This window comes from Clostridium saccharoperbutylacetonicum N1-4(HMT), assembly GCF_000340885.1.
Lineage (GTDB): Bacteria > Bacillota > Clostridia > Clostridiales > Clostridiaceae > Clostridium > Clostridium saccharoperbutylacetonicum.
In genome coordinates, this window is record NC_020291.1 from 805,001 (window position 1) to 818,037 (window position 13,037).

General features: G+C 33.7%; 8 protein-coding genes, 2 rRNA genes and 1 pseudogene (1 of these 11 cut by a window edge). 10 read left to right on the plus strand and 1 reads right to left on the minus strand.

The features are described from left to right. The 7 genes and pseudogenes from CSPA_RS03605 to CSPA_RS29020 all read left to right on the plus strand — a co-directional run. Nucleotides 1–2,444, plus strand: a 23S ribosomal RNA gene (locus CSPA_RS03605); it begins 466 nt to the left of the window's first position. Nucleotides 2,445–2,618: 174 nt separating this feature from the next. Next, nucleotides 2,619–2,735: ribosomal RNA gene (rrf, locus tag CSPA_RS03610) — 5S ribosomal RNA — on the plus strand. Between the two features lie 708 nt (nt 2,736–3,443). Then, nucleotides 3,444–4,637: a TolC family protein gene (locus tag CSPA_RS03615; protein WP_015390840.1), complete on the plus strand. Its 1,194-nt coding sequence runs from the start codon at nt 3,444–3,446 to the stop codon at nt 4,635–4,637. Nucleotide 4,638: 1 nt separating this feature from the next. Next, the gene (locus CSPA_RS03620) at nt 4,639–6,081 is read left to right on the plus strand and encodes an HlyD family secretion protein (RefSeq protein WP_015390841.1); all 1,443 of its coding nucleotides are present in this window, start codon (nt 4,639–4,641) and stop codon (nt 6,079–6,081) included. Between the two features lie 19 nt (nt 6,082–6,100). Beyond that, nucleotides 6,101–6,837, plus strand: a pseudogene (locus tag CSPA_RS03625) (ABC transporter ATP-binding protein). Further along, nucleotides 6,828–8,252 carry an ABC transporter permease gene (locus CSPA_RS03630; protein ID WP_015390843.1) on the plus strand — a complete coding sequence of 475 codons (1,425 nt, stop codon included), beginning with the start codon at nt 6,828–6,830 and terminating at the stop codon, nt 8,250–8,252. The pseudogene CSPA_RS03625 and the gene CSPA_RS03630 overlap by 10 nt, the downstream one beginning before the upstream one ends. A 569-nt stretch (nt 8,253–8,821) precedes the next feature. Beyond that, on the plus strand, nt 8,822–8,959 hold the full coding sequence (locus CSPA_RS29020; protein ID WP_081604003.1) for a transposase: 138 nt from the start codon (nt 8,822–8,824) through the stop codon (nt 8,957–8,959). Between the two features lie 297 nt (nt 8,960–9,256). Here CSPA_RS29020 and CSPA_RS03635 read toward each other — a convergent pair whose 3' ends face one another. Then, nucleotides 9,257–10,225 (minus strand): hypothetical protein, encoded by a 969-nt coding sequence (locus tag CSPA_RS03635; RefSeq protein ID WP_015390844.1) that lies wholly within the window; start codon nt 10,223–10,225, stop codon nt 9,257–9,259. A gap of 193 nt (nt 10,226–10,418) precedes the next feature. Here CSPA_RS03635 and CSPA_RS03640 point away from each other — a divergent pair, with 193 nt between their 5' ends. From CSPA_RS03640 to CSPA_RS29940, 3 genes are all read left to right on the plus strand, one after another. Next, a complete protein-coding gene (locus CSPA_RS03640; protein ID WP_015390845.1) occupies nt 10,419–11,090 on the plus strand; it encodes a response regulator transcription factor in 672 nt (223 codons plus the stop codon). Beyond that, on the plus strand, nt 11,087–12,634 hold the full coding sequence (locus CSPA_RS03645; protein WP_015390846.1) for a sensor histidine kinase: 1,548 nt from the start codon (nt 11,087–11,089) through the stop codon (nt 12,632–12,634). The genes CSPA_RS03640 and CSPA_RS03645 overlap by 4 nt, the downstream gene beginning before the upstream one ends. Before the next feature lie 136 nt (nt 12,635–12,770). After that, nucleotides 12,771–12,920, plus strand: a complete 150-nt coding sequence (locus CSPA_RS29940) for a hypothetical protein (RefSeq protein WP_015390847.1) — start codon at nt 12,771–12,773, stop codon at nt 12,918–12,920. Nucleotides 12,921–13,037: the final 117 nt, after the last annotated feature.

Consider the following 13,037-nt stretch of genomic DNA (forward strand, 5'->3'; position numbering starts at 1 on the left):
CTACCTGATGACCGATAGTGAAGCAGTACCGTGAGGGAAAGGTGAAAAGAACCCCGGGAGGGGAGTGAAATAGAACCTGAAACCATATGCCTACAACCGATCAGAGCACCTTACGTGTGTGATGATGTGCTTTTTGTAGAACGAGCCAACGAGTTACGGTATGTAGCGAGGTTAAGTACTTAAGGTACGGAGCCGAAGGGAAACCGAGTCTTAATAGGGCGATTAGTTGCATGCTGTAGACCCGAAACCGGGTGACCTATCCATGGCCAGGTTGAAGCGAGGGTAAAACCTCGTGGAGGACCGAACCACGTTGCTGTTGAAAAAGCATGGGATGAGCTGTGGATAGCGGAGAAATTCCAATCGAACTCGGATATAGCTGGTTCTCCTCGAAATAGCTTTAGGGCTAGCGTCGGAAAATGTGAGTAGTGGAGGTAGAGCACTGAATAGGCTAGGGGGCATAGCGCTTACCGAACCTTATCAAACTCCGAATGCCATATACTATCAGTCCGGCAGTCAGACTGTGAAAGATAAGTTCCATGGTCAAAAGGGAAACAGCCCAGATCGTCAGCTAAGGTCCCAAAGTGTAAGTTAAGTGGAAAAGGATGTGGGATTTCTAAGACAACTAGGATGTTGGCTTAGAAGCAGCCACTCATTAAAAGAGTGCGTAATAGCTCACTAGTCAAGAGATCCTGCGCCGAAAATGTCCGGGGCTCAAACTTACCACCGAAGCTACGGGTTCACGCTTATTCGTGAGCGGTAGAGGAGCGTCGTAATCGGGCTGAAGTCGTACCGAAAGGAGCGGTGGACTGATTACGAGTGAGAATGTTGGCATTAGTAGCGAGATGTAGGTGAGAATCCTACAGGCCGAATATCTAAGGTTTCCTGAGTAAAGTTTGTCTTCTCAGGGTTAGTCGGGACCTAAGGCGAGGCCGAAAGGCGTAGTCGATGGACAATTGGTTGATATTCCAATACCACTATCATCGTTAATATCGAGGGTGTGACGGAGAAGGATAGGATGTGCTAGCTATTGGATGCTAGTCTAAGCGTTTAGGGAGTTGGGATTGGCAAATCCGTTCCAACAATTCTGAGGCGTGATGGGGAAGGTTCTACGGAACCGAAGTATCTGATTCCATGCTTCCAAGAAAAGCATCTAGAGAGAGAAGTAGTGCCCGTACCGCAAACCGACACAGGTAGATGAGGAGAGAATCCTAAGGCCGACGGAAGAATTGCAGTTAAGGAACTAGGCAAATTGACCCCGTAACTTCGGGAGAAGGGGTGCCTGCGAAAGCAGGTCGCAGAGAATAGGCACAAGCAACTGTTTAACAAAAACACAGGTCTCTGCTAAAGCGAAAGCTGATGTATAGGGGCTGACGCCTGCCCGGTGCTGGAAGGTTAAGGGGAATACTTAGCAGTAATGCGAAGGTATGAACTTAAGCCCCAGTAAACGGCGGCCGTAACTATAACGGTCCTAAGGTAGCGAAATTCCTTGTCAGGTAAGTTCTGACCCGCACGAATGGCGTAATGACTTGTGCACTGTCTCAACTGCAAATCCGGCGAAGTTGTAGTGCGAGTGAAGATGCTCGCTACCCGCGATTGGACGGAAAGACCCCGTAGAGCTTTACTGTAGCTTAGCATTGAATTTCGGTATTGTCTGTACAGGATAGGTGGGAGACTGGGAAACTAGGGCGTCAGCTTTAGTGGAGTCGTTGTTGGGATACCACCCTGATAGTATTGAAGTTCTAACTGGATGCCATGAAACTGGTGACAGGACATTGTTAGGTGGGCAGTTTGACTGGGGCGGTCGCCTCCTAAAATGTAACGGAGGCGCCCAAAGGTTCCCTCAGAACGGTCGGAAATCGTTCGAAGAGTGCAAAGGCAGAAGGGAGCCTGACTGCGACACCTACAAGTGGAGCAGGGACGAAAGTCGGGCTTAGTGATCCGGTGGTACCTCGTGGGAGGGCCATCGCTCAACGGATAAAAGCTACCTCGGGGATAACAGGCTGATCTCCCCCAAGAGTTCACATCGACGGGGAGGTTTGGCACCTCGATGTCGGCTCGTCGCATCCTGGGGCTGAAGTAGGTCCCAAGGGTTGGGCTGTTCGCCCATTAAAGCGGCACGCGAGCTGGGTTCAGAACGTCGTGAGACAGTTCGGTCCCTATCCGTCGCGGGCGTAGGAAATTTGAGAGGAGCTGTCCTTAGTACGAGAGGACCGGGATGGACTGACCTATGGTGTACCAGTTGTTTCGCCAGAAGCATAGCTGGGTAGCTAAGTCGGGAAGGGATAAACGCTGAAAGCATCTAAGTGTGAAGCCCCCCTCAAGATGAGATTTCCCATAGCATAAGCTAGTAAGACCCCTTGAAGACTACAAGGTTGATAGGTCAGAGGTGTAAGTGTGGTAACATATTTAGCTGACTGATACTAATAGGTCGAGGGCTTGACCAATAAGTTAAGTTGTAAAAAATACATTAAAAAACTATGTGCAATTTTGAAAGAACAAATCTTTCAGTTAAATAAAGTATAAGTGATGAACTGGATTCTTTTTATAAGGAATACAAATCGCTGAAGCGATTTGCATAAGTTCGTTCAACCAAATCATAGATTTGGGAACTCACTTAATCTCGTGGTGATGGCATAGAGGTAACACTCCTTCCCATTCCGAACAGGAAAGTTAAGGTCTATAGCGCCGATGGTACTGCATGGGAGACTGTGTGGCAGAGTAGGACGTTGCGAGATAAGATAAGAGGTAGTTAAATAACTACCTCTTTTTGTGGTGTGCCCAGTATTGGAGAAATCTAACGGATGAAAGTTAGGAAATGTTTGATTAAGAAGAGTAAGTAAGCTGTTACTTAATACAACCTTAAGTTTTGAATATTGAGAAAATTGCCTGTTATAAATTTTAAGGATTTGACGTATTTATTTCTCAGGGGTGTATTTAAATAAATCAAGCAATCCTTATTTTGAGTACGAAAAAAGCTTAACCCTAGTGGTTAAGCCATTCTATTTAATAAACTGGCAGAGCATGAAGAAATCTTAAAAGCTAAGAAGGAATTGCAATATTTCTTAACAAATTAAAAATAACCCCAAAAGTAGTTTTTGAAAGAGCAAAAAATCTATCTTTATTGAATAGTATTTTTATGCTCTTTCTTGATTTTCGAATAAATAACTACACTGTATTTAATAAAAATTGTAACATAACTGTAACATAACTAGAAAAAAAGCAACTGAAATGAAAAAAATACATTGTATTATGAAAGTGTAATCCAAAAAATATCTTTATTGGAAGTTGTTAAAATGATGAAGATAATGGCATTGTTTGCTATTTTTACTTAGTTTACAAATGCACAAAGAGATTGTTGAATGAAATTATTACGATGAAAAATACAATAAAGTATATTTAATATTAATGATTGCAAAAGTAACAAATTAAAGGAGGAGGTAATCTTGAAAAAGAAACTAATAATTTTTTTAGTAATGAGTTTAATTTTATCATTGAAAATATCAGTTATAGACATAACAAAGGTATGGGCAGCTATAACTGATGATACGATTAAAGTGAATTTAGATAATTTAAGAGATATCATGAACGAAAATAATTTAGATATAAAAACGTATTACAATAACAAAGAAATAGCAAGAAAACAGTATGAGATGGCTAAGGACGAAGTAAATGCAGCGCAGGAAAATCTAGATAATGCAAAAAAGACTGTAGATAATTTTAAACCTTTAGAAGATGGATCAAATTTAGGCGATTTAGTTACTGATAAAGAGAACTTGAGTTCGGCTGAAGATATTTTAGAAGTTAAAAAGTCCAATTTAGGTAATATTAGATACGCATTAAAGATGGCAAATATTAAATATCTACAAAATATAGAAACATCAGTAAATAAAGCAGAGAAAGAGTATATAGATTATCTAGCAGCTTTATCCGATGAACAATTAGAAGAGGATACAGTAAAGTCTCAAGAAAAAAGCTTACAAATATCAAAAATTCAATACGACAATGGATTTATACCTAATGATGAATATATTACTACAATCCAGAATAATACCGATGCAGTTAATAAGTTGCAGGAATTAAAGGATAAGGAAGCTTTGGCTAAAACAAATTTATATATTATGCTAGGGATTTCAAATGCATATAAAGTTACAATTAGTACGGATTTTAATGAAGATTTGAATAAAATTGCAAACATTAAGTATGATGATGATTTAGCAAAAATGCTTGATAATAATGTAGAAATACAACTTCAAAGTATTGCAATTGATAAATTAGACAATGAAATAGATACAGAAACAACAACAAATTATTACACTGATGAAATTGATAAGTATAATACAGATAATGCCAAAATTAATTTACAACAAAAAATTAATTCAGCTAAGGCTGATTTCAAAGCACAATATAATACTCTTATGAGTTCATATAACTCAATAAAAAGCAATTATGATAAAATTATTCAAGCACAGAAAGAGTATCAAACTATTCAAATAAAATATGATTATGGCTTTGTATCCTTAAAAAACGTATATGATGCAAAATTAGAATTAAATACAAAGATAAGCAGTTTTAGTAAAGATAAAAATACATTATATGTAAATTACTTACGCTATATTCAAATGAAAGAGGGATACTAAATTGAAATTATTGAAGAATAAAAAAATAGGTGATAATGAAATTCTAAGAAAGAAAGCAGTAAAAAATTTTTTTTTAAATAAAAAAGTAATAGCTGGGATTTGTATAATATTAGTTTTTGCTTTAAGCCTTGGAATATATAAATTTAAAGCTGCTAAACAGAAGCCGCCTAAAAGTAATGTTAAATATACTACTCTTAGTAAAACAAATATTAAAACCACAATAGGTTCATCTGGATCAATAAAAAGTGGGTCATCCACAAATATTTATTCCAATTTGGAATATAATGTTGCCTCTATTAATGTAGAAGTTGGTGATGTAGTAAAAAAAGGCGATGTTCTTGCAACAATAGATACTGCTACATTACAGGAACAGATTTCTGAAGCAGAACAAACTTTTAATTCAAATCAAGCAAAAAATAACTTAACATTAGCTAGTGCAAAGCAAAAATATGAAAATATGCAATACCTGTATGATAACAATCTAAATACGGACATAATAAATGCAGAAAAAGCTGTTGGTTCGGCAGAACTTGATTTAGAAGATAAAAGAAAAACTTATGAGTATTATAAGGTAATGCTTGCTAATGGAGCAATGTCACAGGATACAGTAAATAAAGAAAAAATAACGGTTGATGGGGCCAAAGATACTTATGATAAAGCAACCGTAGCTTTAGAGGCTATAAAGGTTAATGCTAAGCAGGCATTAGCTGAAGTAAAAATGTCTTATGAGAGTGCACAAGTGATTGCTAATGATAAAACAGCAGAACTTGCCTTAGAAGATAAGAAAAAGAAACTAGCGGATGCAAAAGTATTAGCTACAGTAGATGGAACAGTGACTAATGTAAATGCCATAGTAGGTATACAATCCACTGGAGCATTATTTGTAATTCAAGATTTAAATGATTTAATAGTAAATGTAACTGTTGATGAAAGAGATGTTTCAGATGTAAAAGTTGGACAAAAAGCAGAAATAACAACAGATGTATCAGGTTCTGATGTTATTGAAGCAGAAGTTAAGAATGTTGAACCAATTTCCAGTAATATTAGTTCTAGTGCAAACACTAACGGTGGAAAAGCTACTCAGACCCCTAATGCTGCTACCAGCAATTCAGCTAGTAGTGATGTGTCGTATAATGTTAAGGTACAATTAACAGGTCATAATGATAAAATTAAAGTGGGAATGAATGCAGTAGTAAATATTATTACAAATGAAAGTGAAAATGTTTATTCAGTACCATATGGAGCAGTTGTAACAAAAGATGGACAAAGTTTAGTATATTCAGCTGTGAAACAAGGAAATGAATATGTTGTTAAAGATATTGCTGTAACTAAAGGATTAGAATCAGATATTGATGTTGCAATTGATGGAGCTGATCTTGCTGATAATATGATTATACTTAATGAGCCCACAAATTATTCAGTAGGGAGTACAGTAGAAATATAATATAATGGGGTGAGTTTTTTTGAGTAAAAATATAATAGAAATGAAAAATATTAAAAAAACTTTTATATAGGAACTTCAAATGAATTAAATATATTAAAGGGAATTGATATTACAATAAAAGAAGGAGAATTTGTATCGATAATAGGTTCATCAGGATCTGGAAAAAGTACTTTAATGAATATTATAGGTGCACTTGATAGGGCAACTTCTGGAGATTATATTTTAAATGGAACTAATATTAATGAAATATCAGATGATGGTTTGTCAAAAGTAAGAAACAAGAAAATAGGTTTTGTATTTCAAACTTATAATTTAATACCGAGAAGTACAGCATTAAATAATGTTGAATTACCGTTGCTTTACTATGGCATGAGCAAGAAAAAGCGAAAAGAGCGAGCAGAAGAACTGTTAGAACTTGTAGGAATGAAGGAAAGAATGCGGCATAAGCCTAATGAATTGTCAGGAGGACAAAAACAAAGAGTTGCAATTGCAAGAGCACTAGCTACTAATCCAAGCATAATCCTTGCAGATGAACCTACAGGAGCTCTTGATTCTGGAACAGGAAGACTTGTTATGGATTTATTTCATAAAGTTCATGAAGAAGAAGGAAAAACTATAATACTTATAACTCATAATAATGAACTTGCAGATGAAACGGAAAGAATTATAACATTAAAAGACGGTAATATAATATCAACTAAAATGAATGAAAAATATTATAGAAGATATAAAGAAGAGGAAAAAATATGTTTATAAAAGAGAATATAATGCTTGCAATAGCAGGTCTTAAGGCTAATAAAATGCGTGCATTGCTTACGATGCTTGGAATAATAATAGGGATAGCATCAGTAATAGGAGTTGTTTCAATAGGAAATACAATGACTTCTTCTGTAACAAGTTCTATGGCTTCAATGGGCGTTTCCAATATTACTGTTAATGTTCATGAAAAAAGTGCAGCAGATAAAGCGGCTGCATTAGCTAGAAAAACTGTAACTGACACAAGTAATTCCAATGCAAGCAGCAAAAAAGCAGAGGATTCCCAAAATAAAGAACCTGGAAATAAGGGAGGTCCTGAAGAAAGCATTATACATTTGCCTGCTGGCCCTCCACCAGGAGGACCAACACCTCCTCCTGGCCGAAAAGGTGCAGACAGTTCACCATCTGATGCTGATCTTATGACTATGGAACAGATAAGTGTATTACAAAAAAAGTTTAATGACAAAATAGATGCTATAAGCATATCTGAAAATGGTAATTCAGGTAAAGTTAAAAATGAATCAACATTTACTAATGTAAGTGTAATTGGCACAAACGTTGGCTATCAGGAAGTTAATGCTATGACAATTATAGATGGGAGATATTTTATTCAAAATGATATTGATGAAGCAAAAAATGTTGCAGTAGTTTCAGATAAATTAGCAATAAAAATATTTGGTAATAGTGTTGATCCCATAGGGAAAAAGATAAAGTTTTACACATCAAATGCTATTTTTACGTATTATATAGTTGGTGTATATGAGTATCAATCTGATGGTGGAAATAGGACAGCATCAGATGAAAATTTGTCTACAAGCTTGTATATTCCTATATCTGTTGAAAAGAAAGCAGCAATAAATAAAAATTATCAAACATTTACAATTAAAGCTAAAGATAATGTCGATATTATGCAATTTACAAATGAAGTATCAAAATATTTAGTTACTCTTTATACTAAAAATATCAAGTTCGTAGCTGATGCAAACAATAGAGAAAACATGCTTCAATCAATGAATTCAATGCTCACTACAGTTTCTATGGCTATTTCTGGAATTGCAGCAATATCACTTATAGTTGGCGGAATTGGAGTAATGAATATAATGCTAGTATCAGTTACTGAAAGAACAAGAGAAATAGGAACTAGAAAAGCACTTGGTGCTAAAGGAAGTCATATAAAGATACAATTTATAGTTGAATCCGTGATAATATGCTCTATAGGTGGCATTATTGGAATAGCTGTGGGCTTAGGTGCTGGTGCAGTTGGTTCAAAATTTATTGGACAGACATTAACAGTATCACCATTAGTAGTTTTAATAAGCTTCTCATTTTCAATGTTTATAGGTGTGTTTTTTGGATATTATCCAGCTAAAAAAGCAGCAGAACTTGATCCAATTGAAGCACTTAGATATGAATAAAAAATATACATTTAAATATTATCTACAAGAGCAGCTAAGCAAAGTCAAGTGAAATACTAAAAACTATTTTTATAAAAATTTTGCATGGCAAACAGACAGTTTTAAAACATGAATGATTAAAGGTGTTGTAAAATAATCAAGCTATATGAATAAAGACGCATTCTACAATGAATTTTAGGAGGTCTTTCATCATATGGCTTTTGATTTTTTATTATAGAAAATATATACCTAACTATCTTATGAATTATTGAACCTAGAGTAACTTTAAGTATATCTCTTCGCAATACTCAATACTTCCCTTCGCATTATTTTTAATAGTATATAAGTTTTAATTAAGAAAGTTCATAATTTAGGTGATTGCCTTATTTAACCACTCTAATATAGTAATTAAATCTTAATGAAGAAAATTTTTTAGAACATATATATAATAATTTTATCTTTAGGAGTATTCATGACTGCAGATGGTCATGGATACTTATTTAAAAGATCTAGAGATGTTTTAAACAGATATCTCTAAAAATTTTATTTAAAAATTATAATGAGTTTAATAATAATTTTCAACTAACAATATTTATTCAAGCAGGAAAATTAAAAAAGCATGGGAAAGAGATATAAAATTTAAGTGGTTACTTCAATGTTATAAGGCACTTGATCATACTATAATCAGTAAATTCCGTAAGGACTACATTTCAAATGAGGTAATTTAAGATTTATTTTATCAACAAGTTAATTGTTTAACCGATTAAAATGAAAAAACTTAGAATCATCTTCATGAATTGAAAACTTATGCCTAATTATGGAATAAACTAACTGGGGCTATTCGAGTACGGCTAAAAGTCAGAAATTTTTAAATAATTGATATGAGACCATAAATATTGGAAAATTTAATATTTTAAACTGAAAAGAGTATCGCATTTGATTAAAATTCAATCATTTTGCGATACTCCATTTTTATAATATTTTAAAAGCAGGTGGTAAAATACAATGGTTTTTTAGTAGACTTATTATATCAAATCTTTAGGGCCTTTAGGAGCGATTGCTGCTTCAATAGCAGCTGATTGCTCAGAAGTTATAGTTCCGTTAGATACAAGAGAAGCAAGTTGCTCTTTAGGACCTTTAGGAGCAGTAGCAGCCTCAATAGCAGCTGATTGCTCAGAAGTTATAGTTCCGTTAGATACAAGAGAAGCAAGTTGCTCTTTAGGACCTTTAGGAGCAGTAGCAGTCTCAATAGCAGCTAATTGCTCAGAAGTTATAGTTCCGTCAGATACAAGAGAAGCAAGCTGTTCTTTAGGACCTTTAGGAGCAATAGCAGTCTCAATAGCAGCTAATTGCTCAGAAGTTATAGTTCCGTCAGATACAAGAGAAGCAAGCTGTTCTTTAGGACCTTTAGGGGCAATAGCAGCTTCAATAGTAGCTGATTGACCAGAAGTTATAGCTTTGTCAGATACAAGGGAAGCAAATTGTTCTTTAGGATCTTTAGGAGTAATAGCAGCTTCAATAGCAGCTAATTGCTCAGAAGTTATAGTTCCGTCAGATACAAGAAAAGTAAGCTGTTCTTTAGGATCTTTAGGAGTAATAGAAGCTTCAATAGCAGCTAATTGCTCAGAAGTTATAGTTCCGTCAGATACAAGAGAAGCAAATTGTTCTTTAGGATCTTTAGGAGTAATAGCAGCTTCAATAGCAGCTAATTGCTTAGAAGTTATAGCTTCGTCAGATACAAGAGAAGCAAATTGTTCTTTAGGACCTTTAGGAGTAATAGCAGCTTCAATAGCAGCCGATTGCTCAGAAGTTATAGTTCCGTCAGATACAAGAGATTCAAGGTGCTCTGTAATATCTTTGGGAGCTTTTATATCAATATTCTGAGTTGAAGCTGCATCATTAGAAATGCTAGCTGCATTAACTATAGTAACTCCTGTGCATAATGATACTAAAATAACTAAAGATCCGATTATTTTTAAATTTCTTTTTAACATTTTAACAACCTCCAAAAAAATATTTTTTGATTATGTATTCATGATACAATATATATTTTTCATTCTAGTTACTTTTTTCGTAGTTATGTTACAGTTATGTTACAGTTTTACCAACAATGATATTTCATTATAGATTTAAAGTGTTAATATGATATAATTTTATTAAATAAATCAAGGAAAAGAGTGTTGCAAATTGAAAAAAAAAAAGATATTGATTGTAGATGATGAATTAAAAATAAGGATATTATTAAAAGATTTTCTTGAGGCAGAAGGTTTTATCGTTTTGGAATCTCCAGATGGAAAACATGCTCTTGATATATTTCATGAATCTAGTAAAACTATAGATCTGATTCTTTTAGATGTAATGATTCCAGAATATGATGGCTGGACAGTGTGCAGGGAAATACGTAAAGCATCAAATGTACCAATTATTATGCTTACCGCAAGAGGAGAAGATTTTGATGAAGTACATGGATTTGAAATCGGTGCTGATGACTATGTAAAAAAACCTATAAAGCCTACAGCATTAATCGCTAGAATAAATGCCCTTTTTCGTAGAATTAACAAAGACAACCTAAACTACAATGGTCTTGAAATTAATGATACTTCGCATATTGTAAAGGTAAATAATGAAGAAGTCGCTCTAGGTCCCAAAGAATATACGCTATTATTAACATTGGTTAAGAATGAGGGGAAGATATTATCCCGTAATCAACTGATTAATATGATATGGGGATATGATTACTACGGTGGAACTAGGATGATAGATACTAATATTAACAGGTTAAGGATAAAACTAGGAGAAAAAGGCAATTCAATAACCACAGTAAGAGGCTTTGGTTATAAATTTGAGGGACAACTATGAAAATATCAATTCGTTATAAATTGTTAATTTATATGACTGTGAATATATTTATTTTTGCATTATTACTATATGGTTCAAATATATTTTTTGCTGAAAAATATTATATGAGCAACAAGAAAAGTAATCTTATTGAAACAGGTAAGAAGATATCCAAGCTTATTGCAGAAAAATCACCAAGCTATGAGTTGGATGATAGTAACTTGATTTATGAAATTGAATCAGTGGAAAAAGAAATTGGAGGGACTATTTATGTTGGAACTTTAGATGGTGAATTATATTATCCTCTTAAAAATAAACCAACGCCACCAACAATTGAGGCTGATAAGGGCAGTCCCTTTTTTAAATATGACAATAATTTTAACTTTCCATTCAAGTCTAATTTGGAACCACCTGAAAAACCGGAACCAGCTATAAAAAATTGGGAACGTTATGATAAAAATTCATTTTTCATTGTGATGAGAGATCCTCAATATAAGATAGAGACACTTAGGTATCAAACTCATCTTGATAATGGTTTAGAGTTGCTGATATGGATTACTATGACAGGTATATCTGAAAACGCAACAATTTCAAATAATCTTACTGCAATTGTTGGAGGAATTACAATAATAATCACAGTAATTTGGGCTTTGTTTGTTTCAAGTAGATTTACACGTCCGATTTCTGAAATGAATAGGATTACCAAGAAAATATCTGAACTTGATTTTTCTCAAACACTTCAGGTCAAAAAAAATGATGAGATTGGTGAATTGTCTTATAGTATAAATCAATTATCTTACAATCTAGATAATGCAATAAGAGAATTGAATATAAAAAATAGATATTTGGAGGAAGATATTGAACATGAACGAAAATTGGATAAAATGAGGCAGCAATTTATTTCTGATGTATCTCATGAACTTAAAACTCCAATATTTTTAATTCAGGGGTATGCTGATGGACTTAAGGCAAATGTTGCAACTGATGAATATAAGAGAAACTTTTATTGTGATGTTATTATGGAAGAAACAGAAAAAATGAATATGTTGATTAAAGATCTTCTAGATTTGTCTAAAATGCAATCGGGATTTTTTTCAGTTAATAAGACTAATTTTAATGTGTCTTTCCTTATAAAGAGTATCGTTTCTAAATATGATTACATATTTAAAGAGAAAAATATTTGTATGAAGGTAGCGGTTGAGGAAGAATTGATCGGTGAAGCTGATCCTATAAGGATTGAACAGATAATAGTAAATTTTATGAACAATGCAATAGAACATATAGATGATAAAAAGATAATTAAACTATCCATAAATTTAAAGGGCAATAAAATCAGAGTATCTGTTTTTAATTCTGGCTTGCCAATTCCAGAGGAGTCTATTGATAAAATCTGGTCAAGTTTCTATAAAATTGATAAAGCAAGGACTAGGATTATTGGTGGAACAGGACTTGGTTTATCAATTGTTAGAGCCATACAAGAGGCTCATAAATGCGCATATGGTGTTGAAAATTTATATGACGGGGTTGAATTTTGGTTTGAAATAGATTTGGCTAAAAAAATATAATTTAGTTCAAGAATAAAAGCTATTAGAAGAATAATTGTAACTTTAATCTTTCAGTTGAACTTTTGAATCATCTCTTTAATTATGGAGCAAAGAAAGATCGTTAATAGAAAGATTTAGAGATAAATTAAAAGATGAAATGTATATTTATATTTCTCCAATAAGAAAAGGCAGCAAAGTTACTAACGATACAACAATGTCTGGAAGAGTAGAACTAGCTGAAGAGGAGATAGCTGATATAAAATCAATAAAAGCAGTAACTATGTATGAAATAGAATTTGGAACATAGAAGTTTTGGGATTTATTATTATCACAAGGTATAAATTTTTCAATATTTAACTGAATAATACAATAAGAAAATAGGAGAGCTTGTAGCAACTCCTATTTTTTAGTGTGCCGGTATGAC